General features: G+C 69.4%; 26 protein-coding genes. 8 read left to right on the top strand and 18 right to left on the bottom strand.

Translation table 11 applies throughout. The features are described 5' to 3' along the window. Window positions 1-2: 2 nt before the first annotated feature. The 4 genes from cydD to cutA all read right to left on the bottom strand — a co-directional run bounded on the left by cydD (window position 3) and on the right by cutA (window position 6,643). Window positions 3-3,332 carry a thiol reductant ABC exporter subunit CydD gene (cydD, locus tag RPX00_RS14240; RefSeq protein ID WP_406639997.1) on the bottom strand — a complete coding sequence of 1,110 codons (3,330 nt, stop codon included), beginning with the start codon at window positions 3,330-3,332 and terminating at the stop codon, window positions 3-5. A 50-nt stretch (window positions 3,333-3,382) separates the two neighbouring features. After that, a complete protein-coding gene (gene cydB / locus RPX00_RS14235; RefSeq protein WP_406639996.1) occupies window positions 3,383-4,384 on the bottom strand; it encodes a cytochrome d ubiquinol oxidase subunit II in 1,002 nt (333 codons plus the stop codon). A gap of 291 nt (window positions 4,385-4,675) precedes the next feature. Next, entirely contained in the window at window positions 4,676-6,190 is a 1,515-nt protein-coding gene (locus RPX00_RS14230; RefSeq protein WP_406639995.1) for a cytochrome ubiquinol oxidase subunit I, read from the bottom strand. Window positions 6,191-6,322: 132 nt separating this feature from the next. Further along, window positions 6,323-6,643 (bottom strand): divalent-cation tolerance protein CutA, encoded by a 321-nt coding sequence (cutA, locus tag RPX00_RS14225; protein ID WP_406639993.1) that lies wholly within the window; start codon window positions 6,641-6,643, stop codon window positions 6,323-6,325. A 172-nt stretch (window positions 6,644-6,815) separates the two neighbouring features. On the opposite strand from cutA, the gene RPX00_RS14220 reads away from it, so the two are divergent. Continuing rightward, window positions 6,816-7,415 carry a TMEM165/GDT1 family protein gene (locus tag RPX00_RS14220; RefSeq protein ID WP_378301939.1) on the top strand — a complete coding sequence of 200 codons (600 nt, stop codon included), beginning with the start codon at window positions 6,816-6,818 and terminating at the stop codon, window positions 7,413-7,415. Between the two features lie 107 nt (window positions 7,416-7,522). Continuing rightward, on the top strand, window positions 7,523-8,182 hold the full coding sequence (locus RPX00_RS14215; protein ID WP_406639992.1) for a DUF998 domain-containing protein: 660 nt from the start codon (window positions 7,523-7,525) through the stop codon (window positions 8,180-8,182). Here RPX00_RS14215 and RPX00_RS14210 read toward each other — a convergent pair. Further along, window positions 8,179-8,814 (bottom strand): IclR family transcriptional regulator, encoded by a 636-nt coding sequence (locus RPX00_RS14210; protein WP_406639991.1) that lies wholly within the window; start codon window positions 8,812-8,814, stop codon window positions 8,179-8,181. The two genes, RPX00_RS14215 and RPX00_RS14210, sit on opposite strands and share 4 nt — an antisense overlap. After that, window positions 8,811-9,665: a hypothetical protein gene (locus RPX00_RS14205; RefSeq protein WP_406642910.1), complete on the bottom strand. Its 855-nt coding sequence runs from the start codon at window positions 9,663-9,665 to the stop codon at window positions 8,811-8,813. The genes RPX00_RS14210 and RPX00_RS14205 overlap by 4 nt, the downstream gene beginning before the upstream one ends. 241 nt (window positions 9,666-9,906) lie before the next feature. On the opposite strand from RPX00_RS14205, the gene RPX00_RS14200 reads away from it, so the two are divergent. Beyond that, complete coding sequence (locus RPX00_RS14200; protein ID WP_406639990.1) at window positions 9,907-10,707, top strand: DUF2470 domain-containing protein; 801 nt, start codon at window positions 9,907-9,909, stop codon at window positions 10,705-10,707. A 4-nt stretch (window positions 10,708-10,711) separates the two neighbouring features. Here the strand turns inward: RPX00_RS14200 and RPX00_RS14195 are convergent, their stop codons facing one another. Then, a complete protein-coding gene (locus RPX00_RS14195) occupies window positions 10,712-11,179 on the bottom strand; it encodes a PPOX class F420-dependent oxidoreductase (RefSeq protein ID WP_406639989.1) in 468 nt (155 codons plus the stop codon). A 22-nt stretch (window positions 11,180-11,201) separates the two neighbouring features. On the opposite strand from RPX00_RS14195, the gene RPX00_RS14190 reads away from it, so the two are divergent. The 3 genes from RPX00_RS14190 to RPX00_RS14180 all read left to right on the top strand — a co-directional run bounded on the left by RPX00_RS14190 (window position 11,202) and on the right by RPX00_RS14180 (window position 13,975). Further along, window positions 11,202-12,035, top strand: a complete 834-nt coding sequence (locus RPX00_RS14190) for a CPBP family intramembrane glutamic endopeptidase (RefSeq protein WP_406639988.1) — start codon at window positions 11,202-11,204, stop codon at window positions 12,033-12,035. 51 nt (window positions 12,036-12,086) lie between these two features. After that, on the top strand, window positions 12,087-13,271 hold the full coding sequence (locus tag RPX00_RS14185) for an arginine deiminase (RefSeq protein WP_406642909.1): 1,185 nt from the start codon (window positions 12,087-12,089) through the stop codon (window positions 13,269-13,271). A 152-nt stretch (window positions 13,272-13,423) separates the two neighbouring features. Beyond that, the gene (locus tag RPX00_RS14180) at window positions 13,424-13,975 is read left to right on the top strand and encodes a ferritin (RefSeq protein WP_406639987.1); all 552 of its coding nucleotides are present in this window, start codon (window positions 13,424-13,426) and stop codon (window positions 13,973-13,975) included. 69 nt (window positions 13,976-14,044) lie between these two features. Here RPX00_RS14180 and RPX00_RS14175 read toward each other — a convergent pair whose 3' ends face one another. From RPX00_RS14175 to RPX00_RS14155, 5 genes are all read right to left on the bottom strand, one after another. After that, entirely contained in the window at window positions 14,045-14,629 is a 585-nt protein-coding gene (locus tag RPX00_RS14175) for a dihydrofolate reductase family protein (protein WP_406639986.1), read from the bottom strand. 96 nt (window positions 14,630-14,725) lie between these two features. Beyond that, on the bottom strand, window positions 14,726-15,553 hold the full coding sequence (locus tag RPX00_RS14170) for a hypothetical protein (RefSeq protein ID WP_406639985.1): 828 nt from the start codon (window positions 15,551-15,553) through the stop codon (window positions 14,726-14,728). Further along, the gene (locus RPX00_RS14165) at window positions 15,550-16,110 is read right to left on the bottom strand and encodes a SigE family RNA polymerase sigma factor (RefSeq protein ID WP_406639984.1); all 561 of its coding nucleotides are present in this window, start codon (window positions 16,108-16,110) and stop codon (window positions 15,550-15,552) included. The genes RPX00_RS14170 and RPX00_RS14165 overlap by 4 nt, the downstream gene beginning before the upstream one ends. 124 nt (window positions 16,111-16,234) lie before the next feature. Then, window positions 16,235-16,588, bottom strand: a complete 354-nt coding sequence (locus RPX00_RS14160) for a DUF952 domain-containing protein (RefSeq protein WP_406639983.1) — start codon at window positions 16,586-16,588, stop codon at window positions 16,235-16,237. Window positions 16,589-16,656: 68 nt separating this feature from the next. Continuing rightward, the gene (locus RPX00_RS14155) at window positions 16,657-17,532 is read right to left on the bottom strand and encodes a DUF5926 family protein (RefSeq protein WP_406639981.1); all 876 of its coding nucleotides are present in this window, start codon (window positions 17,530-17,532) and stop codon (window positions 16,657-16,659) included. A gap of 76 nt (window positions 17,533-17,608) precedes the next feature. Here RPX00_RS14155 and RPX00_RS14150 point away from each other — a divergent pair, with 76 nt between their 5' ends. Then, on the top strand, window positions 17,609-18,763 hold the full coding sequence (locus tag RPX00_RS14150) for a cytochrome P450 (protein WP_406639980.1): 1,155 nt from the start codon (window positions 17,609-17,611) through the stop codon (window positions 18,761-18,763). Between the two features lie 387 nt (window positions 18,764-19,150). Here RPX00_RS14150 and mca read toward each other — a convergent pair whose 3' ends face one another. Together mca and RPX00_RS14140 are read right to left on the bottom strand one after the other, a co-directional pair. Continuing rightward, entirely contained in the window at window positions 19,151-19,966 is an 816-nt protein-coding gene (gene mca, locus RPX00_RS14145; RefSeq protein WP_406639979.1) for a mycothiol conjugate amidase Mca, read from the bottom strand. Further along, a complete protein-coding gene (locus RPX00_RS14140) occupies window positions 19,926-21,302 on the bottom strand; it encodes an MDR family MFS transporter (RefSeq protein ID WP_406639978.1) in 1,377 nt (458 codons plus the stop codon). The genes mca and RPX00_RS14140 overlap by 41 nt, the downstream gene beginning before the upstream one ends. Window positions 21,303-21,398: 96 nt before the next feature. Here RPX00_RS14140 and RPX00_RS14135 point away from each other — a divergent pair, with 96 nt between their 5' ends. Continuing rightward, complete coding sequence (locus RPX00_RS14135; protein WP_406639977.1) at window positions 21,399-22,001, top strand: TetR/AcrR family transcriptional regulator; 603 nt, start codon at window positions 21,399-21,401, stop codon at window positions 21,999-22,001. On the opposite strand, the gene RPX00_RS14130 is transcribed toward RPX00_RS14135, so the two are convergent. From RPX00_RS14130 to RPX00_RS14115, 4 genes are all read right to left on the bottom strand, one after another. Then, entirely contained in the window at window positions 21,998-23,044 is a 1,047-nt protein-coding gene (locus tag RPX00_RS14130) for a DUF4328 domain-containing protein (RefSeq protein WP_406639975.1), read from the bottom strand. The genes RPX00_RS14135 and RPX00_RS14130 overlap by 4 nt on opposite strands. A 405-nt stretch (window positions 23,045-23,449) precedes the next feature. Next, window positions 23,450-23,806 (bottom strand): rhodanese-like domain-containing protein, encoded by a 357-nt coding sequence (locus tag RPX00_RS14125; RefSeq protein WP_406639973.1) that lies wholly within the window; start codon window positions 23,804-23,806, stop codon window positions 23,450-23,452. A 44-nt stretch (window positions 23,807-23,850) separates the two neighbouring features. Further along, the gene (locus RPX00_RS14120) at window positions 23,851-25,641 is read right to left on the bottom strand and encodes a cation acetate symporter (RefSeq protein ID WP_406639971.1); all 1,791 of its coding nucleotides are present in this window, start codon (window positions 25,639-25,641) and stop codon (window positions 23,851-23,853) included. 70 nt (window positions 25,642-25,711) lie between these two features. Continuing rightward, entirely contained in the window at window positions 25,712-26,221 is a 510-nt protein-coding gene (locus tag RPX00_RS14115) for a hypothetical protein (protein WP_406639970.1), read from the bottom strand. Window positions 26,222-26,225 lie beyond the last annotated feature (4 nt).

The following is a 26,225-nucleotide window of genomic DNA, read 5'->3' as shown; positions in this document are numbered from 1 at the left end:
CATCACGCCGCCACCCGCGGCAACGATCGCCGCACGACGCGTCCGTCCCGTACTTCGAAAACGACGTCCGCTTGCAGCTCTTCGTCCGCATTGTGCGTTACGTGCACGACCGTCCGGCCAGCAAGCTCCGTACGCAACGTCGCCCGCAACGCGCGCGCCGTCGGCTCGTCGAGATGCGACGTCGGCTCGTCCAGCAGCACCAAGTCCGCCGACGGAGCCGCCAGCAACGCCCGCGCCAACGCCACCCGCTGCGCCTGCCCGCCGGACAACCCGGCCCCCGCGCTGTCGAGCACCGTCGACAAATCCAGGTCCGGCAACTGCGCCTGATCCAGCGCCCGACGCAAATCGGACGCCTCAGCGCGAGGGTCCGCGAGCCGCAGGTTCTCCGCCACGGTGGTCGACACGAGCATCGGCTCCTGCGGTGCCCAAGCGACCTTCGCCGGCACGACGACCTCCCCCGCCCGAGGCTGGAGGAACCCCAGCAACGCCGCCACCAGCGTCGACTTCCCCGCCCCGCTCGGCCCGACGACCGCCACGTAAGCCCCGGCCGGCACACTCAACTCGACGTCCTTCAACACGGCCTCGCCGCCGGGCCACCCCAGCTCAGCGCCTCGCAACCGCACCACATCGTGCTCACTCGTGGGCTGAGCACCGGCCTTCGAGTCACCGTCCCGCTTCTCCGCCGGATCACGCGAGACCTCAGCAGGAACCTCCGCCGAGAGCCGTCGATCCTCGACCGCAGCCGCCGAACGCTCGAGCCCAGCAGCACCCAGCGAATCGCCGACCACTGCGCCAAGCCGAACCCGGGCCGCCCGCAGCGTGTCCCAATGCACCGCCGCCTGCGGCAGCAACGCCAGCACTTCCGCCAGCGCCAACGGAACCAACGCCAGCAGCGGTGCCAGCACCCCCGGCAGCTCGCCGCGGCCGACCGCCCCCGCGGCCAGCATCGTGCTCACCACCGCAGCCGCCCCGGTCGCCAGCGTGATCAGCGCGTCCGCCGCGCCCGCGCCGAACGCCTGCCGTCGGGTGTCGGCGGCCAGTTGGGTGTCCGTCGAAGCCAGCTCGAGACGACGCGAAGCCGCCCGGCCGTAAGCGAGCAGCTCCGCCGCCGACGAGAACAGCACCAGAACCCGCGCCGCGACGTCCCGCCGTCCCGCCGCCAGTGCCGACGTCGCCCGCCGCTCCAACCGCAGCGCGACCGCCGGTGCCGCCAGGCCCACCAAGACCGTCAGCGCCAGGACCAACCCGGCCGACGGCAGCACCGCCGTCTGCACCGCGATCGCCCCCACCGCAACCAAACCGACCACGATCGGCGGTGACACGACTCGCGGCAGCAAGTCCCGCACGGTGTCGACGTCCGTCACCAACCGCCGCTGGCTCTCCCCGGCTTCGAGGCTGCGCGCCGGCCCCAACCGCACCAGCGCCTTCCACAACCGGACCCGCAACCGCCCGGCGATCCGGAACGCGGCGTCATGCGTCACGAGCCGTTCGACATACCGGAGCCCAGCCCGGCCGAGACCGAATGCGCGTACCCCGACGACCGCGACCGTCAACGTCAGAATCGGCGGCTGCAGCGACGCTTTGGCGATCAGCCAGCCAGACGTCGCGGTGAGGGCGATCCCGGCCAAGAGCGCCAGCGCGCCGAGCAGAGCGCCGGAGAACAGTCGTCGGTCGAGCAGCGTTCGCCAGGGAAGCGGTCGCGCCTCGACACTGTCCGAAGTAGACTCGACAACCGCGGCGGGCGTCTCGTCCTCGATCGCCACCGCAGCAGAACGTTCGTGAGCGGCGATTACCGCCGCCGCGCCGTTGTCGACGGCTCGTTCGACGGCGTCCAGCACTCGCCGGGCGTTGACGTCGTCCAGGTGCGCGGTCGGCTCGTCGAGCAGCAGCAACCACGCGCCCGACTGAACGCGCAGCAACGCCCTGGCCACGGCGACACGCTGCCGTTGCCCCAGCGAAAGCCGGTCGACCGGACGGTCAGCGAGGCCATGCAGGCCCAGCTCACCGAGCACGGCATCGACGTCCTGGCCTGGCGCGGCAAGTTCTTCCCGCACGGTGCCGCCGCTGAAGACCGGCGACTGCGGCACCCACGCGATACCAGCGCGCCACCGTTCAAGGTCGGCTTCGGCGAGCGGGACGTCGCCGGCCAGCACCGATCCGTCGTAAGACGGGATGAAGCCCAGCAGCGTCGCCAACGTTGTCGATTTACCGCCACCGCTTGGTGCGCGTAGCCAGACGATCTCGCCGCGCCGGACGGAGAAGCTCTCGCCGTCCGGGGCGAATCCGCCGCGTCGGGCGACTTTTAGGTCCGACACAACCAATGATCCACAGGGCGCGGTCTGTGTCCCCTCGGCCGGGACCGGCTCCGCGAGCACCGCGGTCACCCGGCGGACCGCTTCCACCCCGTCCTCGCTCGCGTGGAATGCCGCGCCGACCGCGCGAATCGGCTGGTAGCACTCGGGAGCGAGGATCAGTACGCCGAGTCCGATCGCCAGCGGGAGCGAGCCGGACACCAGCCGGACGCCGATGACGACGGCGATCAACGCGACCGACAGCGTCGCCGCCAGTTCCAGGACGAACGCCGAAGAGAACGCCACCCGCAACGTCTTGAGCGTCGCGCGACGATGCCGTTCGGACAGCTTTCGCACGGTTTCGGCCTGTGCGTCCGCCCTCCGGAACGCGGTGAGCACCGGCAACGCCCGCACCAGTTCGAGCAGCAGCCCGGACATCCGATGCACCGCGTCCGTCGCGCCGGAGACGCGATCGGCGGTGAATTTTCCGACCAGGACAGCGAACATCGGCAGCAGCGGAACCGTCGCGGCGATGATCACCGCCGACGGCCAATCTGTCCACAGGATCGCCGCGCCCGCCGCGATCGGGACGACCGCGGCGGTGACGAGCGCGGGAAGGTACTCGCGGAAATAGGAATCGAGCGCGTCGAGACCGCGCGTGACGAGCGTGGTCAGTTCGCCGTGGCCACGCCGCGCCAGCCATTCCGGCCCCAGACGCAGCGCGTGGTCGACGACGCGGGCGCGCAAGTCGCGTTGCGCGGTCGCGGCGGCGCGTGCGGAGACAACCCGCACCGCCCAGCTGGTGCCTGCCCGGCCGATCACGAGCGCGAGCAGGACGGCCAACTGGACGGTGCGGCCCCCTTCCCCCAGCCCCCGGGAGACCACGTCCGCGAGGATGTCCGCTAACAGAAAAGCTTGTCCGACAAGGAAAACCGCGTTCCCGAACGACAGCACCGCGACCAGGATCAACGCTCGGCGCGCGGCCGGCCCCAGGGCCGAGAGCGCGCCGAGCGGACCCTTGCCCGGCCGCACTGGGTCCATTGGGGACCTCGTGGCGGAAAGGGGTGCGCGGCCGGGAAGTTCGTTCATGGTCAGTGCGCCGCCGGGATGTGCTGGATGCCGATGCGCTTGCGGAAAACCCAGTAGGTCCAACCTTGGTAAATCAGCACCGCCGGTGCGCCGAACGCGCCGACCCAGGTCATGACCGTCAGCGTGTAGTGGCTGACCGCGGTGTTCATGATCGTGAGCGAGTGCGCCGGGTCGAGCGTGGATGGCAGGACATTCGGGTAGAGCGCCCCAAAGAACGTCACCGCGGCGGCCGTGATCATGACCGCCAGCGCGGCGAACGCCTGCCCGTCGCGGTCGACGTAGAGCCGCAGCCACGCGACCACCGCAGCGAGGACGGCGATCACCAGCGAGACGAGCGTCCACAGTTCGCCTTCGCGGACCTGAACGACCACCAGGAACGCGACGAGCGGCAGCAGCCCGACCGGAAGGAGCCGCAGCGCGAGCGTCCGTGCACGTTCCCGCAGGTCACCAGTGGTTTTCAGGGCGAGGAACGCCGCCCCGTGCACGAGCGAGAACCCGACGATCGCCAACGCGCCCAGCAGCGTGTCCCACCGAACCGACTCGAACGGCGAGCCGACGCGGTTGCCGTGCGCGTCGAGCGGCAGGCCGAGCACGGTGGTCGCGAGCAGCAGCCCGACGCCGAGCGGGGGCACCCAGGAACCGATGATGATCACGCGGTCCCAGACGCGCCGCCAGCGGTCGGAGTCGACCTTGCCGCGGTACTCGAACGCGACGCCGCGCCCGATGAGCGCGAGGAGGACGAGCAGCAGCGGAAGGTAAGCGCCGGAGAAAAGCGACGCGTACCAGCCGGGAAACGCCGCGAAGGTGGCCCCGGCCGCGACGATCAGCCAAACCTCGTTGCCGTCCCAGACCGGCCCGATGGTGTTGACCAGGACGCGCCGCTCGGTGTTCGTCTTCCCGAGCACCGGCAGCAGCATCCCGACCCCGAAGTCAAACCCTTCGAGGAAGAGGTACCCCAACCAGAACAACGCGACGATCGCGAACCACAGCGTTTCGAGTGTCATCCCCACTCACCTCGTCCGGCGCCTGCCGTCGTCCTCCGGTCGGCCACCGGGTTGTCCCCACGATGGCCCTGAGTTATCCACAACCCAGCGAGTTGTCCACAGATTCGCTGTGGGTAACCCGCGAGAGCCACGAACCGATTACGCTGGGTACGGGGCGTCCCCCCGGTGAGGGTGGGGGCTGCGTTCGCGGCGGAGAGCATGCTTCGGCTCCTTGTCCAGGCCAGTGGAGCGGGCCGCGCCCAAACCCGGCCCTCCGGGTTCTCTGGCGGCACCCCGGCCCGCTCCACCGGGTCAGTAGGCGAACGAAAGCGCCTGGTCATCGGAACCATCGGAGTCATCGGAATCACCAGAACCGTCCGAGTCAGAAGGAGCAGCAGGCGGCATCACCGCGTCAACCCCGCCCCGCACGTACTTGCGCATCAGATACAGCTCCACCACCCCCAGCACCGCGTACAGCACCGTCAGCGAGATCAGCGACGTCAGCACCTCGCCGGCCGTCAGCTTCGACACCGCCTGTGCGGTGAACATCCACATGCCCTCGACACCAGTCGGGTTGGGCGCGACCACGAATGGCTGCCGCCCCATCTCCGTGAAGATCCAGCCCGCGCTGTTGCCGATGAAGGGCGTCGCGATGCCGCCGAGCACCAGCAACGGGAACCACCGTCCGCGCGGGATCCGGCCGCGGCGGGTGAGCCACAGGGCCAGCAGGCCGATGCCCGCCGAGATCGCGCCGAAGCCGATCATGATCCGGAAGCCCCAGTACGTCACCGGCAGGCTCGGCACGTAGTCGATCGGTTTCCCGGCCAGCGAGCCGAGCGCCGGGTCGTCCGGGTAGTTCGTGCCGTATTTCGCCTGGTACTCCGAAACCAGGTTCTCCACGCCCTTGACCTCGGTCGAGAAGTCGTTGTGCGCCAAGAAAGACAGCAGCGCGGGCACGTTGAACGTCTTGACGTCCTCGCAGTTCGCGTCAGCCACGTCGCCGATCGCGATGATCGAGAAGCTCGCCGGCTTTTCCGTGTGGCACAGCGCTTCCGCCGACGCCATCTTCATCGGCTGCTGCTCGAACATCAGCTTGCCCTGCATGTCGCCGGTGATCGCCAGCACGGCGAACGCCACCACGCCGACCCAGCCGCCGAGTCGCAGCGACGAGCGCCAGACTTCGCGGTGTTCGTCCGAAGCCGAACGCTTCCGCCACAGGTGCCATCCGGCCACGCCGACCAGGAACGCCGCCGCCACCGAGAACGCGCCCGCGAGGGTGTGCGGGATAGCGGCGAGCGCGGTGTTGTTCGTGAGCACTGCGCCGATCGAGTTCATCGTCGGCTTGCCGTCCACGAACTCGACGCCCACCGGATGCTGCATCCACGAGTTCGCGGCCAGGATGAAGTACGCCGAGGCCATCGTGGCCAGCGAGAACGCCCACGCGCAGGCCAGGTGGACCCGCTTGGGCAGCCGGTCCCAGCCGAAGATCCACAGTCCGAGGAACACCGACTCCACGAAGAACGCGAGGAGGCCTTCCATCGCGAGCGGAGCGCCGAAGACGTCGCCGACGAACCGCGAGTAGGCGCTCCAGCTCATCCCGAACTGGAATTCCTGCACGATCCCGGTGACCACGCCCATGGCGAAGTTGACGAGCAGCAGCTTGCCCCAGAACTTCGTCATCTTGAGGTGCCGCAGCTCGCCGGTGCGCACCCACGCCGTCTGCATGGCCGCGACCAGCACCGAGAGTCCGATGGTCAGCGGGACCATCAGGAAGTGGTAGACGGTGGTGATGCCGAACTGCCACCGCGCTAGCTCAAGGACATCCACGGCTCCGATCCTCCGCGCGCGCACCGGAGCCAGCCAGTTCAACACGTCCTGAACTCACCGGGACCAACGTCCCGCCGACCTGCCGAAACCCAGCAGCGGAAGACAGCAGAGCTACCCCCGATCAGGTGGCGCTCAGCGGGTCTCCTCGACGAGCCACGCCAGGTACCGCGGGCTGCCGCCGATGATCGGCGTGACGATGACCTCCGGCAGGTCGTACGGGTGCCGCACGTTCAGGAACTCCTCCAGCGCACCCGACCGGTCGGCCGCCGTCTTGCACTCGACCCGCCACTCGGTCGCCGTCTGCACCTCTTCCTCCCACCGGAAAACGCTGGTGATCGGCCCCACGATCTGGGCGCACGCGGCGAGCCGGGCCTCGATGGCGCTCGCGGCGATCGTGCGCGCGGCGGCCTCGGAGTCGACGGTGGTGGTCACGACGACGTGGTCAACAGACATGACCCGCACCGTACCGCAGCCGGAAAATAGAATTCGGCGCACCGAAAAAATTATCCGGCAGCCCGCCATTGAGCATTCTGCGGACCTGATCAGGCAATTCGCGAAACCCATCAGCTTGCGGTTTTCTGAATCGCCCCTTTATCGTTGCAGTGAAAGGGGTGAGCACAAACCCATGTCTCCCGCATTGATCGCTCTGTTCAGCGCGTTCGGCCTGGTACTGGCCGTCGAGCTGCCGGACAAGACGCTCGTCGCGACCCTCGTGCTCACCACCCGTTTCCGGGCCTGGCCGGTATTCGCCGGAGTATGCGTGGCGTTCGCCGTGCAATGCGTGATCGCGGTGGCTTTCGGAAGCCTGCTCACCCTCTTGCCGGAAACCCTGGTTTCCGTGCTGGTCGCCGCGATGTTCGGCGTCGGCGCGTTCCTGCTGCTGCGCGAAGGCTTCAGCGAAGGCCGCGACGCGGGCGAGGACGCGTCGCGGTCCGGGCCCGGACCGGTCTCGTTCCTGCGCTCCGCGCTCACATCGTTCGGCGTGCTCTTCGCCGCGGAGTGGGGCGACGCCTCGCAACTCGCGACAGCCGGTCTCGTCGCCCGCCTCGGCAACCCGTTCGCGGTCGGCCTCGGCGCGTTCGTCGCGCTGGTGTCGGTCGCCGGGCTGGCGGTGTTCATCGGTGCGAAGATCCGCGACCGGATCCGCCCGAAGCTGATCCAGCGGGCCGCAGGGTTCGTCTTCGCCGGTTTCGCCGTGTTCGCGCTGGCCCAGCTGCTCTGGTAACCGCCGTTTCACAGGAACGCCAGGTAACCTCTTCGGAACCCCCGAACGAGGACCAGGTGAACCCCCGGTGACGCCATGGCCTCCGCCATGACCGCCGAGGAGCACCCGTGCCGACCACCTCCCGCGCCGCCGTGTCGCCGGTGCACGGCCGGCTCGCGCTGGTCGGCATCGGGGCGGCCGTGGTCATCGCCACCGACCTGCACCTGCGGCTCTCCTCGCAAATCAGCCCGATCTGGCAGACGCTGTCGGAGTACGTCTACGGCAGGCTCGGCGACCACTCGGCCGCGCGGCTGTTCGCCGTCATGTGCCTGGCGCTCGCGCTGGGTTCGCTGGCGCTGCTCGCCGGGCTCGTCAAGGCTCGCCGCTCACCCGCGGTCGTGGTCCTGCTCGGCGTGTGGTGCGCCGGCCTCACGGTGTGCGCGATGGTCCCGGTCGACCCGAACGGCGAAGCCCGTTCCTTCGACGGCCAGCTGCACAACGCCGCCGCCCTCACCGCGTTCCTCGCACTCCCCACCGCCGCCTGGCTGCTGACCCGGCGCGGCGGCCGAGCGTGCCCGTGGGAACCGCGTCGCACCACAATCCGAAGGCTGGCCGTCGCGAGCTTCGCCAGCGTGGCAGTGGTGCTGGGCAGCTTCGTGTTCACCCTGATCACCGGGCCCGCACAGCAGGAAGTGACGCTCGGGCTGTTCGAGCGGCTGCTGTTCACGGTGGACCTGGCGCTGCTGCTGACCATGGTCCGGCCGCTGGTCGCCGCGTCCCGCCGCTAGGTCCGCAGTACCTCGGCCAACTTCGCAGCCGCTTCCACCGCCAACGGACCGACCTCGTCGGAAACCAACGGCTCCAACGAGATCACCCCGACGCTCGCCCGGAGCCCCGGCACCCCACGCACCGGTGCGGCGACGCCCGAAGCACCCGCCTCGATCTCACCGGTCGAAACGATCCACCGGTCCGTACCGCCCGGTCGCAACGCCATCGCCCGCCCCGCCGCACCGGCGGCGAGCGCGTGCCTGCTGCCGACCCGGTAAGCCACGTGATAGCTCGTCCACGACGGCTCGACCACCGCGACGGCCTGCGCGTGATCGCCCTGCGCGACCGTCAGATGCGCCGTCGCGCCGACCTTCTCGGCCAGCTCCCGCAACACCGGCCGCGCGGCCTCACGCAGCTGTGGCAGCACCTGACCGGCCAGCCGCAGCACTCCGACGCCGAGCCGCACTTTCGTGCCGTCTCGCCAAATGAGGCCGCGTTCGGACAGCGGCACGAGCAGCCGGTACACCGCCGCTCGGCTCGCGCCGATGGTCACCGCAAGCTCGGAGATGGTCGCCGCCTGCTCGCCCGAATCGGCCACCGCCTGCAGCAGCGCCAGACCGCGGTCGAGGGTCAGCGACCCCTCCCTGCTCACAGCAGCTCGAGTTCACCCAGGTCGGCCACCGGTTCGGCGAACGACGCCGCCGCGTACGACCCGAACAGCTCCCGCACCGCCTTCGCCGCGGGCTCCGGCAACGCGCGCGCCTCGTCCGCGAGCGCCTTGCCGTCGGTCGATTCCAGCGCGCCGCGCACGTCGCCGCCGGAGAGGCAGCGTGCCGACGCGACCAGCAGGTTGAGGAAGCCGTGATGCGTGAAGCCGGTTTCCGGGTCGACGTGCCGGACCGCGCGGTGCAGGCTGTTCGTCGCCTTGAACGACGCTCCCGGCGAGCCGCTGACCACCGACAGGAAATCGGCGACCTCGTCCACGCTGGGGAAGTTCTCCCCCGCCTTGCCGCCGCAGCGGATCTTCGGCCAGCTGCCGTGCTCGATCACGTTGCGGACGCCGTCCAGCCAGCCGACGCCGCGGCGCGGCTCGACCACCCGGATGACGTCCTCGGGCACGAACTCCGAAACGCGTTCGAGCCACACCTCGTCGACGTCGGACGGGGCGGGCATCTCCACCATCCGCAGCGACAGCAGCTCGCTGCGCGATTCGACGATCGAGATCGCCTTCGGAACGCCGCCGAGCCCGGTGTCGATGATCAGCGACAGCGGCAGCGGCTCCTTGGGCTTGATCTTGATCAGCTCGGTGATCAGCTCCGGCAGCCGCGAGGCCTGGCACAGGAAAACCCCGAGCACCCCGGCGTGTTCCCCGCCGCGCGAGGCGAAGTGCGCGCGCAGCGCCTCCGGCATCGCGACGTCCGCGGGCGGGAAGAGCGCCGAGTCGTCGACGAGCCGCGCGAACAGGGGAGGAATTCCACGGGGGCCGGGGGGCGTGAGTTCCACAGCGCTTGACACGACTGACACGCTAGTAGCGTACGGCAAGGGGACAAAATCGTTCGCTCTGCGGACGCCTCCCAGGAGCCTCCCGCCCCGGGATCAACCGGGCCAACCGGCCGAATCCGCCCGGCACCGGCATCTCCCCGCTCCGCTGACCAGCATTTTCCCGCCCCGTGGGTGATCTTCGCGCGCGCTCTTCCCTTCGCGCGGTAATTCAGGTTAGGCTCACCTAAGTAGGAGGTGAGCCGTGACCGAGGCACCCGTATCCGTGCGCCGCCCGCCCGCGCCGAACCCCGCCGAACGCGCCAAGACGATCGCGACCCGCGGCGGCCCGGCGACGATCATGCCGACCGTCGAGAACGCCGGCTGCGAGGCCGAACGCGTCGAGCCCGTCCTGCATCACGTGCACCACAGCGGAAGCGTCAGCATTCTTCTGCCGGACGAGCACCCGATGGTGCGCGCTTCCCGGCAGACTCAACGCGGCGAGCTCGCCGTCATGGTCGAGCTCGCCGACCACGCCCCGGTGGCGCTGCGGGAACCGGTCCGCGGCCTGCTGTGGATCACCGGATGGCTCCGGCCGCTGACCGAGGTGTCGGCCCGCGCGCGTGCGGTGTCGATCGCCGAACAGCGGCCGGACCACCGGCTCCTCGACGTCGGACACGGCCTCACGCTGCTCCGGCTGACCCCGGCATCGCTGGTTCTCGCCGACGCGGAGGGCACGCATTCGCTCCGGCCGCACATGTTCAGCGCGGCCCCGCCGGACCCGTTCCACGACTACGAGGCGGAATGGCTGCGGCACCTGGAGAGCGACCATCCGGACGTGGTGGAACAGCTGGCCCGGCACCTGCCCGCGGACCTGCGCGGCGGCCGGATCCGCCCGCTCGGCCTCGACCGGTACGGCCTGCGCCTGCGCGTCGAATCGACGGCGGGCGACCACGACGTCCGGCTCGCGTTCTCCCGGACGGTCGACAGCCCGCCGCAGCTAGCCGCGGAACTGCGGCGGCTGCTGGGCTGCCCGTTCCTCCGCCATCAACACGGCGAGGCCTGACCCGTCAGTCGTCCGCCAGCTCGGGAGGGAAGCCGCCGGTCGCGATCGGCCCCCACCGGTCGATCGTGATCCGGATCAGGCTCTTTCCCTGTTTGCGCATCGCCTCGCGGTACTCGTCCCAGTCCGGATGCTCGCCGGAGATGCTGCGGAAGTAGTCGACCAGCGGCTCGACCGAATCCGGCAGATCGATCACCTCCGCGGTCCCGTCGACCTGCACCCACGGCCCGTTCCACTCGTCCGACAGCACGCACACCGACACCTTCGGGTCGCGCCGGAGGTTGGCCGCCTTGGCGCGCTTCGGGTAGGTCGCGATGACGATCCGGCCCTCGTCGTCGACGCCGCAGGTGTTCGGGGACAGCTGAGGCCGCCCGTCGGCGCGGGTGGTCACCAGGATCGCGCGGTGACGCGGCTTGAGGAACGCGACCAGCTCGGCGCGCTCGACCTTCGTGTTGGTGGCGATAGTCCTCGGCATACCCCGACGGTAGCGTGCGTTCATGCGCACCACAGAACGTTCCGGAGGGCCGTCCGGCCTGCGATCCTGGCTCAATCCGGCACTTCCGGCGTTCCCGGCCCAGCTCACCGATCCCCGCGAACGACGCGCGGTCAAGATCGAGCTGGTGCTGGTTTTCGGCATCACGCTCGGGATGTCCGGGGCACGCAGTCTGCTGTCCCTTGTGGACTCCCTGCTGCGCCCGACCCCGTTGGCGCAGCAGCAAGTCCAGCTCAACGTCCCGCGCGCCGCCGCGAGCCTGCTGGACCTGCTCCAGCAGCTGCTGAGCGCCGCGCAGCTGATCGGCTGGGGCGGGCTCGGCCTGTACCTGCTGTGGCGGGCCGGGCTGAAACTGCGCGAGATCGGGCTGAGCCGCCGCATCCGCACCGACGCGCTGATCACCGTCGGAATCGCCGCGCTCATCGGCATTCCCGGGCTCGCGCTGTACTTCGTCTCCTACCACCTCGGGTTCAGCCTCGCGGTGCAACCGTCCACTTTGGGCGATACCTGGTGGCGGCCGATCGCGCTGACGCTTTCCGCGTTCGGCAACGCTTTCGCCGAGGAAGTGCTCGTGATCGGCTACCTGCTCACCCGGCTGCGGCAGCTCGGCGTGCGCGAGAACGCGTCGCTGTTCGGCGCGGCGGTATTGCGCGGTTCCTACCACCTGTACCAAGGGTTCGGCGGGTTCGTCGGCAACCTCGTGATGGGGCTGGTGTTCGGCCGCGTATGGCAGCGCACCAACCGGCTGTGGCCGCTCATCGCCGCGCATACTTTGTTCGATGTGGTGTCCTTCGTCGGCTATTCGTTGCTGAAAGGCCGTCTTTCCTGGCTACCGTGATGCCCGCTCATTAGGCTCCGGCTCGTGAGCGAGATGACCGCACCTCCCAGGGTGGACAGCGAAGTCGGGCCTCTTCGGGCAGTCCTGTTGCACCGGCCGGGAAACGAGCTGAAACGGCTCACTCCCCGCAACAACGACAAGCTCCTCTTCGACTCCATCCCGTGGGTGAGCCGGGCGCAGCAGGAACACGACGCGTTCGCCGAGGTCCTGCGCGACCGCGGCGTCGAGGTGCTGCTGCTGGCCGACGTTCTCCGCACCGCGCTGGAAGATCAGCGCGCGCACGCCGCCGGGGTCCACGCCGCGGTGGACGACCGTCGCCTCGGCAACGACCTCGCGGATTCGCTTAGGTCGCACCTAACGAGCGTCGACGCGCCCACGCTCGCCGAGGTCCTGATGGCGGGCATGACGTTCGAGGAGCTGCCGTCCGCCGAAGGCGCGTCGCTGGTGCGGATGATGCACAACCCGCGCGACTTCGCCGTCGATCCGCTGCCCAATCTGCTCTTCACCCGCGATTCGTCCGCGTGGATCGGCGACCGGGTCGCGATCTCGTCGCTCACCATGCCCGCGCGGCGGCGGGAAACGGCGCTGCTCGACCTGATTTACGCCTATCACCCCCGGTTCCGCCACGCCGCCCGCGCGTACGGCGCGCATTCCGCGCCGATCGAAGGCGGCGACGTGATGCTGCTGTCCCCCGGCGTCGTCGCGATCGGCGTCGGCGAACGCACGACGCCCGCCGGAGCCGAATCGCTCGCCCGTTCCGTATTCGCCGACGGGCTCGCGCATACCGTCGTCGCGGTGCCGATCGAACAATCGCGCGCGACGATGCATCTCGACACCGTATGCACGATGGTCGATGTCGACGCCGTCGTGATGTATCCGCTCGCCCGCGATTCCCTTACCGCGTTCACTATCAAGCCGACCGGCGACGGCGGCGTGAAAGTGGCCGGCCCGGCGCCATTCCTCGAGGCCGCCGCGGAAGCGATGGAGATCGACCGGCTGCGGGTGATCGACACCGGCCTCGACCCGGTCACCGCGGAGCGCGAGCAGTGGGACGACGGCAACAACACGCTGGCCCTGGCCCCCGGCGTGGTCGTGGGGTACGAACGCAACGCGGAGACCAACGAACGGCTCACCGCGGCCGGTATCGAGGTGCTGCCGATCACCGGGTCCGAACTGGGCTCCGGACGCGGCGGGCCGCGCTGCATGTCGTGTCCGGTGCGCCGGGATCCGCGCTAAGGCGAAGTTAGCCTTTCCTTAATAAGGGTTGCTTCATTAAGGGAAGGCTAATCAAAATAAGTGTTTCCTTCTTGAGGAATGGTAACCCTAATGGGGTGGAGATCACCAGCCAAAAGTGGAAAACAATCGGGCATTGACGTACCGTGATGGACATGGCCGCTACGAAGAAAGAACCGCGCTCGAAGTTTTACGAACTGCTGCAGGCGCAGATTCACAACGAGTTCAACGCCTCCCAGCAGTACATCGCGCTCGCGGTCTGGTTCGACAACGAGGACCTGCCGCAGCTCGCGAAGCACTTCTACAAGCAGTCCGTCGAGGAGCGCAATCACGCGATGGCGCTCGTCCAGTACATGCTCGACCGGGACCACCACGTCGAGATCCCCGGCACCGGCGAGGTCCGCAACGACTTCTCCACCCCGCTCCAGCTGATCGAACTCGCGCTGGAGCAGGAGAAGGAGGTCGCTGCCGACATCTCCGCGCTCGCGAAGGCCGCGCGGGCCGAGGAGGACTACATCAGCGAGCAGTTCGTCCAGTGGTTCCTCAAGGAGCAGGTCGAGGAGATCTCCCAGATGTCGACGCTGGTCACGGTCGCGCGCCGCGCGGGTGACAACGTCTACGAGATCGAGAAGTTCCTGCACCGCGAGGCCGTCGGCGACGCCGGCGCGGACTCTGGGATGCCCCCGGTCGCGGGTGGCGCGCTGTAACGCACGAAACGTGCCCGGAAGCCCGGTTGTCCCCAGTGTGGACAACCGGGCTTCCCCATGTGGATAACCTCATCGCCGCTCGTAATGCGCGATGAGCACGCCGGTGGTGGTCGCGACGCTGCCCGCGAGCGAAAACTCGGTCAGCGGGGCCGGTCCCTCGAACAGCCGCGCACCCTTGCCGAGCGTCAGCGGATGGATCAGGAACGTGTAGCGGTCGACCAGTCCGGCGGCGTGCAGCGCGCGCACGAGCGAAACGCTGCCGATGATCGAAAGATCCTTACCGGGCAAGGCTTTCAGCTCGGCCACGGTCTCTACCGCGGAGCCGCGCAGCAGCACCGAGTTCTGCCAGGCGTCGGCGTTGTCGAGGGTGGTGGAGACGACGTACTTCGTCGCCGCGTTCATGTGCGTCGTGAACGGGTTCCCGTCCGTCCGCGGCCCCCACGCCGTGCTGAAGTCCTCCCAGGTGCGCCGGCCGAACACCATGTCCCCAGGCCGGCTCATGCCCTTCCCCATCTCGCGCGCCATGACGTCGTCGCTGTAGCCGTTGCCCCAGCCGCCTAGGTCGAACCCACCGCGAGTGTCCTCATCACGGCGGCCGAGGCCTTGGACGACGCCGTCGAGGGTGATGCTCAGGGTGACGCTGATCGAACGCATCGGGGATGTCCTTCCGCTTCCGCGGGCCGCGAGCCGGCCCGTCACCCGCTACACGAGCGGCGCGGACCCAGATCGACATCGGCCCGGCGGAATTTTTCAGCTGCCGCAGTCCTGCGTCTTCGCGCGGACCTCGACCCCCTCGACAGCCCCGTCCGAGTTCAGCGTGAAGTGATACGCACCCTGGTCGCCGGTCGGCGAAACCAACGCGCTCCCCGACTCCGACGTACCCGGATACGTCGACGTGACCTGGTCCTTCGGCGACCCGTCGCCCACGCCTTCCGGAGTGTGCGCGGCCCCTTCAGGCTTCACCGCGACCACGCCGTTGTCCTTCGACACGACAGCCGTCGCGTCGGGCACTCCGGCTCCGCTGACGTCGTAGTAAGTGCAGCCAGCCGACTCCTTCACCGCCGTGAGCTTCATGCCCTGGTCCGTGAGCTGTTGCTCGGTCATGCCGAGCTTCACCGCGCCCAGGCCGTCCGCGGTCACCAGCGCGCCGGAAGCAGCCTTCGCCGGCGTCGTCTGCGGCGGTGCCGACTTGGTGTGATGCGGGCGCGCGGGCACCGTCGGCGGGTCGGCGATACCGGGCTCCGAGGTCTGAATCGGCACCTGTGCCTGCGGCGATTCGACGGTCGAAGGCGGCTCGGGCACCGACGAAGGCGGCGTGGGCTGGGCCGAAGCGACCGGCCGGGCGGCGACGTCAGTTGTCGCGTGCTGGGTGCGCAACTGGATCGCCACCACGCCAGCCGACGCCAGCGCGAGCACACACGCGGCCCCCGCCGCGGACGTCAGGATCCGCTGTCGGCGACGACGCCGCCGCGCACCCGCGACGATGGCCGACGCGGCGTCCTCGTTCGGTTCGACGGCCAGCCGTTCGTCGGCGAGGAGGGCGCGGAGCCGCTGTTCGAGATCATCGGGCTCGGTCACCCGGCGTCGCCTCCTTCCTGGTTCCGCAGTTTCGCCCGCAAGGACGCGATCGCCTTGCTCGCTTGGCTTTTCACCGTCCCCTGACTGATGTTCAGCGCTTTGGCGATCTCCACTTCGGACAGTCCTTCGTAGTACCGCAACACCATCACCGTGCGCTGCCTCGGCGGGAGGTCGCGCAGCGCCTGCCACAGCGGCTCGTGCTCGAACGGATCCTTCGGCGCGCACGGACTGGTGTCCGGCAGGTCCGCGACGAGGTTCTCCCGCCGCGTCCGGCGCCAGCGGCTGACGTGCGCGTTCGCCATCGAACGCCGCACGTAGGCCAGCGGGTCGCCGGTCTTCTGCCGCACGTACGACCAGCGCGCGCCCATCTTTTCGAGCACGGTCTGGACGAGGTCAGCGGCGTCGTGCGGGTTTCCGGTGAGCACGTGGCCGTAGCGGAGCAGCCCGGGCAGGGCTTCGCGCACGAAGTCGCCGAAGTCCGTGAGGCTGTTGACGGCTTCCGCCTGTCCCGCCCACGGCGGATCTCCGCTCGCGATGGACGGTGCGGCTGCCGTCACCGTATCGCCCCCTCCCCGGATGACCGCGTCGAGCGACGGTTCCTCGTCATCCCCACCACGCATGAGCGCCCCCGAGGGTTGTCCCGTTTCCGTCGCTACTTTCCGTAGCTGTGGACAACTCAGGTCAGCGCACGGAAAGCGACTCGGGCAGCGTCAAGCCGCCGTCCGCGTCAGTGGGGAAATCGGTTACCGAGACCACAGCGTTTCGCGGGACCGGGCCGTAGATGTGCGGAAACTGGATTCCGCGCGGGTCCGGCGGTTCCCCGTCCTCCCAGCGGACCGGCGCCTCGACCAGCTTGAGGTCGATTTCGAGCAGCACCAGATCGGCGCGGCCGCGGAAGAGCGCGTTGGCGGGCAGGGCGACCGTGCCCGGGTCCGAACAGTGGATGAATCCGACGTCATCGAGCGACGGCGCGCGGTACTCGCCGTCGGCGGGCACCGCGGCCCACTCGTCGCGGGTGCAGATGTGGAGGATCACGCTGTGATCGTCCCATCGACTTACCCACATGTGGACAACTCGGCCTGAGTTGTCCACATGTGGATATGTCAGCGAATGGTGAGCTGCCGCCCGATCAGACCGTCGCGAGCACGCCGTTCGGTGGCGTTGAGCGGCTCGGAGTCGAGCGACTTGAGCGCCTCGTCCAGCCGGGCGCCGAGCTGGTCCTTGGGCTCGGCCCACTCCCGGGCGTGCGCCTCGGGGTCGAGGTCCCACACCGGGACGAGCAGGCCGTGCGCACGGAACGATCCGGCGTAGCGAGTGCCCTCGCCGAGCCCGAGCGTGCCGGCCGCGGACAGCCGCGCAAGCGCTTGCAACAGCAGGTTCTCCGGTTCCGGGCGGACCCAGCGCAGGTGCGCCTTCTCGCCGGCGAGGACCCAGTACGCGCCGGAACCGAGCCGGTCGGTCGGCATGATCGCGGCGTTCGCGCGCTCGAGCGACACCGCGACGTCGCCGGTCGCGTCCGCGTCCTCGGGCAGCCACCACGCGAAGTCGGTGTGGAGCGCGACCTCCAGTTCCGCGCTCGGCACGAGCAGGTCCTGGAGCCGGTTGTGCTCGTCCGGATCGGTGGGCGACGTCGTGTCCGGCACCGACAGCACGTCGCCCGGTTCGGCGTCGAGCAGCCAGCGGAGCGCGCGGCCGAGGTCGCGGCTGATGTCCGAGGAACGCGTCTGCACCTGCAGGCCGAGGAAGCGCTCACCGTCCGAGCGGACGAACGCCGCGGCGGCCATGGGCAGCACCGTGCCGAGCGTGACGTCGCCGCCGTCGGCGAGCGTGAGCTTCGCCGTGGCCGACGGGACGAACTCGCGCAGCGCGATCAGCTCCGGCTCCGCCGCCAGACCCTCGAACGGCTGGCCGACGAAGACGTCGCGCACCTTCGGCTTGCGGTCCGGCTTGGGACCTTTCTTACGCGCGCCCTTACCCATTTCAGCCTCCTCGGAACTCAGTCTCAAACGCTATCGAAGCGACCGGCCGCACGGGCCCGCGGGTTAGAGTCGGCTCGTGTTCGACCCTCGCGATCCCGCCTTCCTCGCCGACCCGTACCCCGCGTTCGCCGCACTGCGCGCCGAGGGCGAGGTGCACCAGCACGACGACCTCGGCATCGCGATCACGGTTTCGCACGCCGCGTCGGCCGCCGTCCTGCGGCACCGCGGCCTAGGCCGGATCTGGACCGACGCGCAGCCGCTCGAACGGTTCGCGTCCTTCAACCTGCTGCACCGCAACTCGTTGCTGGAGAACGAGCCGCCCGCACACACCCGCCTCCGCCGAGTCATCGCCAGCGAGTTCGGCCGGGGCCACGTGCAACGCCTGCGCCCGATGGTCGCGGAACTCGCCGAGTCCATGGTGGACACTCTGGCAGCGAAGATCACCGCCGACGGCAGCGCGGACTTGCTCGAACACCTCGCCCAACCGCTGCCGGTCGCGGTGATCGCGGAACTGCTCGGCGTGCCGGTGTCGGACGGCTCCCAGCTGGTGACGTGGAGCAACGCCATCGTGAAGATGTACGAATACGGCCTGTCCGAAGACGGCCGCGACGCCGCCGAGCAGGCCGCGGCCGATTTCGTGGCATACCTGCGCGACGTCGTCGCGGGCTCCCCGCGCGGGATCGTCCGAGACCTGACGGCAAGCGAACTGACTGCCGACGAGGTCGTCGCCACCGCAGTCCTGCTGCTGATGGCCGGCCACGAGGCGACGGTGAACGTCATCGGCAATGGGGTGACCGCGTTGCTGACCCACCGGACGGAGTGGGAGCGACTTAGGTCCGACCCAACGTTGCTGGACTCAGCTGTGGAAGAACTGATCCGCTTCGACTCGCCGTTGCAGCTGTTCGAGCGCACGGCGACTGAGGATGTGGAAATCGCCGGACACCGGGTGGCGAAGGGTTCGAAGATCGGAGCCCTCTTGGGTGCCGCGGCTCGCGACCCGAAGGTTTTCGAGTCCCCGGACACCCTGGACGTAGGCCGGACGCCGAACGCCCACCTCGGGTTCGGAATGGGGATCCACTATTGCGTCGGAGCACCCCTGGCCAGAGTAGAGATCGCGGCGGCTTTGACGGCGTTGACGAAGCGACTGCCGGGCCTGCGGCTAGCGGCGGAACCGGAGCGGCGGCCGGAGTTCGTGATCCGGGGGCTGCGGACTTTGCCGGTGACTGTTTAAGGCTGTCTGAGCTGGCCGTCTGCGAACGACCGCCTGAGCTGACAACGGATTCGGCTGGCGGGTGCTGCATAATCGCGCAGCGGCCGCGCGGGCTCGGCGGTCTGTCCACAATGGATGGAATGCTCGAGGGCTGGAACGAGACCCCGGTGCAGTGTGACCTCGCCGCACCGTGCCGCCGCCTCGCCACGAACCTGCCGCACCGCGCTGCCATCGCACTGGGATCCCGGCCGCATCACACCGCCACCGCACCGCGAACCCCACTGCACCCCTCGATCCTGCCGCTGCGATCCGGCACGCCGACGCACGCCCAAGGCCCCGTCCTCAATCTCCCACCATCAACCGGTCCGGGATCCCCGCAGGGACCACCGTCCGGAACCCATCGCGGCTTCAGCGCAATCCGGCAAACAAGTCGTCCTCCAATCCCGCGCCCACCGCGATGGGACCATTCGTGCGGGCAAGGTGGTAGTCCTCCCAAGGCCAGGCCTTCCGCTCGATCTCGCGAGAATGCGCGAAAAACGGATGCCCCGGATCCATCTGCGTAGCATGCGCGCGCAACGCGGCATCCCGGGTCGCGAAGTGCTCCTCGCATCGGACGCGAGCAGTAACGGTAAGCACGTCGGTCGGCGGCAACTCCTCCAGAACCGGGCCCATCAAAGACTCTTCACCAGCCGCGAGCGTCGCCTCGTGCATGGCTTCGAACCAGGATCGGCTGAGCGTGGCCAGGTAGTAGAGCTTGCGCGGGGTGCCGTCGTCGGACTCGTCGAACGCGGCCGTCGTGATCTCGTGCGTGCGGATGTGGTCCGGGTGTGGATAACCGCCGGTCTCGTCGTAGGTGACCACTACCTGTGGACGGAATTCCCGCATCAACTCCAGCAACGGTTTCGTCGCCTCAGCCAACGGAATCTCCGCGAAGCTTCCCGCCGGGGACGGCGTGGTCAAGCCCGAGTCGACGTGGCCAAGAAACACCTGCCGGATGCCGAGAATCCTTGCGGCTTCAGCCATTTCTCGGCGACGGATGGCGGGGAGATCCCGGCGGACGTCCTCTCGGTCCAAAGTTGGGTTGAGTACATCGCCGCGTTCGCCGCCCGTACAGGTGGCGACTAGGACATCGACACCTTCCTCGGCATAGCGGGCGAGAGTCGCGGCGCCTTTGCTTGATTCGTCATCGGGGTGGGCGTGTACAGCCAAGAGCCGCAGGGTCATGCGCGGGTTCCTTTCGGGAAGAAAAAGCAGGTACCAGGCTCAGCAGCGAAAGGCCCAGCGCCCAAGTAAAAGTAGTACCGAATGCGGTGGCACCTGGCGGTTGCGCGTGGAGAACGGCGACCAGCAACGCCGTTCCCAGCGAGCCGCCGATGCGGTTGACGACGTTGATCGCGCTCGCCGCGCGCGGGATCTGGCTGCGTTCCAGCGAGGTGTAGAGCATCGTCATGCCGGGCGTGGTCGTCGCGCCTAGGCCGAGCCCACGAATCAGCAGCGACACGGTCAGCAGGGTCGGGCCGGGGGAATCGCCGAGCTGGGTAAAGGCGATCGTGCCCACCAGCGACAATCCGATGCCAGCGAGCATGACCGTGCGCGAGCCGAATCGGTCCAAGAGCTTTCCGCCGGCGATGAGGACGACGGCTGAGCCCAAGGCTTGTGGAGCGAGCAGGAGTCCGGCGGCGAGTGCGGAGGTGTGCTCGATTTGCTGGTAGTAAAGCGGAAGCAGCAACATCGAACTGTACAGCGACGCGCCCAGCAGAAAAGTACTCGCGCTGGCGACAGCGAAAGCCTTGTGCGTGAACAATTTCAGGTCGAGCAGCGGCCGTTGTGCGCGACGGGCGTGCAAGGCGTAGGCGATCAGCAGCACTGCGCCGAGGACGGCGAACGATTCGGAGCCTTCGCCTAGCCCGTAGCCCAGTGCGCCGAGTCCCGGCGGGAGCAGCAGGAGGCCGCGGACGTCGAGCGGGTCGCGCATGCCGGCGGGTTCCTCGCGCGGCAGCACTCGCACGGCGAGCAGCAAGGTCGCGACGCCGAACGGCACGATTCCGAAGAACAGCCAGCGCCAGCCCAGATCCTGCACGAGCGCACCGCCGAGCATCGGGCCGAGCACGGGCGCGACGGTCGCGGGCAGCGTGACGACGCCGATCATCCGGCCCAGCCTCGGACCGGCCGCCTGCGCGAAAATCGCCTGGCCGACCGGTTGCATGAGGCCGCCGCCGAGGCCGTGCAGCACGCGGAACGCGATCAACGCCGGTGCCGACCAGGCGAACCCGCACAGCACCGTGCCCAGCGTGAACAGTCCGACGGCCGCGATCCACACCTGACGCCCGCCGAACCGGTCGGCGAGCCAGCCGGACAACGGGATGGTCAGCGAGGCGGCCAGCAGGTACGCGCTGGCCACCCACTGCACGGTCGGCAGCGAACTGTCCAGGTCACGCGCCATCACGCCGATCCCGACCGACACGATCGTCGCGTCGAGGATCGACAGCACCGCACCGAGGATCAGCACCCCGCCGAGCCGGCGAAGCCCGGAATCGGAGACCGGAACGTGCGTGGTCATCGAGTCACCCCCTTCGTTAGGTCGGACCTGAGATTAGGTCGGACCTAGCGAATGGGTCAAGCACAAATTTAGGTCGGACCTAGTACACTGGGCGGCGTGAGCCTCAGGGAGCAGAAGAAGCTGGAGACGCGGCAGACGATCTCCGCGGTGGCGACCCGGCTGTTCATCCGGCGCGGGTTCGACCAGGTGACGATCGCCGAGGTCGCGGAGGCGGCGCGGGTCGCCAAGATGACCGTCACGAATCACTTCAGCCGGAAGGAAGACCTGGTCTTCGACATCCGGATGGACTTCACGGACTGGCCGGCGAACCTGGTCCGGGCCAGCCCGGAAACGCCGGCGCTCGACGCCGTGCGGGACGGATTCTTCGCGGAGCTGGACAAGCAGAGCGCGCTGCTCGGGTTCGCGGACGTGTCCTTCGTGCGGATGGTGCGCCAAAGCGAGCGCCTCACGACCGCGCTCATGGAGATGCACGCCGAACGGGAGGTCCAGCTCGTCGCCGCGCTGCTCGACCGGCATCCGGACCGGGAAATGCTGTCGCGGACCGCCGGGGCGCACCTGACGTCAGTGCTGCGGCTGCTTCTCGAGGACGTCTGGCAGCTGATCTGGCGGGACGTCAAGATGGACGACCTGGTGGAGCAGATCCGGGAATCGGCGGCGGTCGGGTTCGGCCAGCTGGAACCGGCGCTCGGCGACCTTTAACGCGCGGCGCCGACCGGGCGCGCGGTGCGCAGCTCCGGCTCCGGCGCGCCCTCGATCTTGAGCACGCGGAGGTCGCGCAGCCGCTCCGGGGCGATCGGCATCAGCAGGTGCGAGAACCGCCGGATCACGAGCGCGGTGACGATCGCGAGCCCCGCCGCGGCGAGGTCGGTGAGCGCGACCAGCAGGACGCTGTCCGCCATCGCTTGCACACCCGGCCGGATCCGCCAGATGATCGTGACGACGAGCAGGACCCAGTTCGCCACCCACGCGCCCCACCAGCCGAGCACGAGCCGTGAGGGCTTCGGCCGCTCGTCGCGGGACCGGCGGAGCACGGCGTGCTCCAGCTCGCTGACCACGGACAACGCGCCCAGCAGATTCACGATCGGCACCAGCACTCCCACGAGCACCTGCCAGACGGGCCGCGGCGGCGCTTCCCCGGCTTCGTCGGCGGCGGCTTGCCGGGCGACCAGCAGCCACCAGACCGAAAGCCCCGCCGGGAGCAGCGAAAAGATCGTGGTGAGCAGGCCGGCGAGCATGACGAACGCGTCGGAGAACCCGACGACGCCGGTGCTCAGCGCGGAATCCCGGCTTTCCACGAGAAGCGCGTACCGCCAGATCTCCGCCGCCGCCGCGACCACGGCGAGGACGGCGAACGTCCAGAGAATCGTCGTGAGGCTCCGCGCGAGCACCGGAATCCGGTCGATCGGCCGGATCTCGCCGGAGGCGGTGCCGGGCACATTTGTCGGACGGCGCCAGGTCAGATTCGGAAAGCCCCATCGCGGCGGCACCGGATAGGACGGCGGACCGGAGTAGGGCGTCGCGGGCACGGCACGGCGACGCCGGATCGCGCTCGGCGGCGGGGAGGCGACCCAGCGCAGCTTGGGCGCGCGCTTCGGCGGAATCGGCTGCGGCTGTTGCGCGGCACGGTGGACCGCGCCTTGCGGTGCCGCGGTGAACGGGCGCGGGTACGCCCGCGCCGCGTACTGCGGGTGCACTGGGTACTGCGGCTGGTACGGATGGGCGAACTGCTGGCCAGGATGCACTGGGCCCGGTTGCGGTGCCCAGTGGCCGCCCGGCTGGGCGGGGCCGCCTGGTCCAGCGGGTTGGCCGGGAGACATCCCCTGCTGAGCGGGACCACCCGGCCCGCCGGGGTAGCCAGGAGGCGTCCCCGGCTGGACGAAGCTGCCCGGAGCGGCATTCACGCCGGGCTGGGCGGGAGGCTGCGCAGCCGAGCCAGCCCAGCCTTGAACCGGTCCGTTCGCTGCCGGAGCACCCGCCGCTCCAAAGTGTCCCCCGCCAGTCGCCGGGCCCCCGGTCACCGGCGGCAAGCCCGCCGGATCAGGCCGGGAACCGTCCCCAGCGTCCCCTTCGTCCCGGCCGAAGCCCGGCACGAAAGACGCCGGATCCGCGGATTCCGGCGGCTCGGGAACAGACTGGGCAGGCATCCGTCAGAGAACCTCGGGTTCGGCGTCGGGGTGTTCGCTCACCATGCGGCGGCCTTCGCGGGCCCAGGCGCCCATGCCGCCCGCGACGTTGACCGCGTCCCAGCCGCTCGCGTTCAGCCAGGCCGCGGCGCGCGCCGAGCGGCCGCCGGAGCGGCAGATGACGTACACCGGGTCGTCCTCGGGGAACTCGGACAGCTCGCCGACCCGTGCGGGCAGTTCGCCAAGCGGGATGTGCACCGCGGCGGGGGCGTGCCCGGCGGCCCACTCGTCGTCCTCGCGGACGTCGAGCAGTGCGACGTCCGCCGGAAGGTCGCGGACTTCAGCGGTCGGAATTTCAGCAGGGCTCACCACAGGTTCCATGCTCCCATGTCATGACGTTGTACGCGTGTGAGGAACGCTAACCGCTACGCCTTGCGGTGTCGTCCGCGGCCGGCGCGCAGCTTCTCGTCGGCCTGGCCGAACCGGGCGACCGCGCGGTCGCGCATCAGGCCGAGCGGGTCGGGCGCGTGCAGGCGCAGCATGATGTCGTTCACCAGTTCCGGGCGGCCGGACCGGGTCAGCCTGCTCACCACGTAGGTCGCCAGGAACGCCGCGGGCACCGAGATCAGCGCCGGCTGCACGGTGTACCACGGCATCTTGTCTCCGGTGTACTCGCAGACGATGTTGTACGCCAGCGCGCCGAGCACCATCCCGCCGCCGACGATCATCCCGGCCAGCGCGCCCGGCCAGCTGAGCTTGCGCCACCAGATGCCGAGCAGCAGCAGCGGGCTGAACGTGGACGCGGCGAGCGCGAACGTCATCCCGATCGACAGCGAGATGTCCTCGGTGCGGAAGATCAGCGTCAGCGCCATCGGGCACACCGCGACCAGCAGCGTCGCGACCCGGAAGTCCCGGACCCGGCCGGGCAGCAGGTCCGTCGACACCACCCCGGCCACGCTCACCAGCAGCCCCGAGCAGCTCGACAGGAACGCCGCGAACGCGCCCGCCGCCGTCACCGCGGCGAGGATCTGCCCTGGCCAGCCGGGCAGCACCGCGGTCGGCAGCAGCAGTACCGCCGCGTCGGTGTTGCCGGTGAGCAGCAGCTGCGGCACGTACATCCGCGAGAGCGCGCCCAGCATCGTCGGGAACAGGTAGAACAACCCGAGCAGCAGCAGCACGTGCACGGTGGTGCGGCGCGCGGCCTTGCCGTCGGGGTTGGTGTAGAAGCGGACCAGCACGTGTGGCAGGCCCATGGTGCCGAGGAACAACGCGAAAATCAGCGAGTACGTCTGCAGCAGATCACTGATGCCGCTCGACGCCGGATGCAGCCACGCGTCGTTCGACGTCGGGGCGTCGCTCACGATCGGCACCGGCGTTCCGGCGGCGAATTCCAGTGTGGTGCCTGAGGAAACCTTGTGCGGCACGAGCGGCGACCAGCGCGCCATACCGCCCGCGGGACCGCCGTCGATGCGGCCGTGTGCGTAAAAGAACGTCTCGGTGGTGACCTTCACGGTCACGTCGGTCTGCACCGTCACCTTGGTGTCCGAGGGGAACACCGGCGGCGCGGGCGCACCCAGCGCACGCACGCCGCCCGGCCCGCCGCCGGAGAAGAAAACCATGCACAGCACGAAAGTCGGCACGGCGATCGCGAACAGCTTGAGCCAGTACTGGAACGCCTGGACCACCGTGATCGCACGCATCCCGCCGGCCATCACGTTGACCGCCACCAGGACGATGACGACAAGCGCGCCGACCCACGCCGGTACCGGGATGATCTGCGCGAGCGTCAGCCCAGCCCCCTGCAGCTGCGGGACCATGTAAAGGATCCCGATGAACACCGCGCACGCGGTCGCGAACCGGCGCAGGCCGAGCGAGCCGAGGCGGGCCTCCACGAAGTCCGGCAGCGTGTACGCCCCGGACCGGCGCAGCGGCGCGGCGACGAACAGCATCAGCGCGAGGTACCCAGCGGTGAAGCCGATCGGGTACCAGGTGGCGTCGGCCCCCTGCTTGAGCACCATGCCCGCCACGCCGAGGAACGAAGCCGCCGAGAGGTATTCGCCGGAGATCGCCGCGGCGTTGCGGCTGGACCGCACGGTGCGGCGGGCGACGAGGAAGTCGTGCGTGCTGGTGGCCCCGCGCGACGAACGGAAGCCAAGGTAGAACGTCGCGAAGGCGACCAGCGCGAGGCCGGTCAACGTCCACGGGGTCAGCTGCACGGCGTGAATCCTCGCACGACCGCACGGTTTCCGGACGCGCCGCCACCAGTGCGCGCATCCCCCGCGCGGGTCAGTTCTCGATCATGTCGACGAAATCGCGTTCGTGCCGCTCGGCGAGCCGGTTGTACCAGAGGCCGACGGCGAAGAGGAACGGGAACGGAAGCAGGCCGAGCACGAGCCACGGGATCGGGATGCCGATCACCGTGAACCGCGCGACCGCCGGGAGGAAGTAGAACAGCGCGGGCAGCACCCCGAGCACGACCAGCACCAGCACCGCCAGCCACACCGACGTGCGCAGCTGCACCTTCACCAGGTCGCGGACCAGCAGTTTTCCCCAGCTGGTCTGTTCTTCCAGTTCGACCCGCCCGCGCATCCGGCCGGACGACTGCCGCGAGTCGGCGAGCACCACGCGCTCTCGTTTCGGCCGCACGTGCGCGGGTTCGCTTGACCGCGGGGCCGGTTCGGGAGCGGGCGGAACCGGTTCGACCACCGCGCGGTCCTCCGGCCGCACGCCCAGCGTCGGGTCCGGTTCGCGGACTCCGTTCGAGAGCCGGTGGTAGGGGTCTTCGGGCGAGGACATCGAC

The organism is Amycolatopsis sp. WGS_07 (assembly GCF_045278895.1).
Lineage (GTDB): Bacteria > Actinomycetota > Actinomycetes > Mycobacteriales > Pseudonocardiaceae > Amycolatopsis.
The sequence above is the reverse complement of the archived record's forward strand: the minus strand, read 5'-3'. Positions and strand labels throughout refer to the sequence as shown.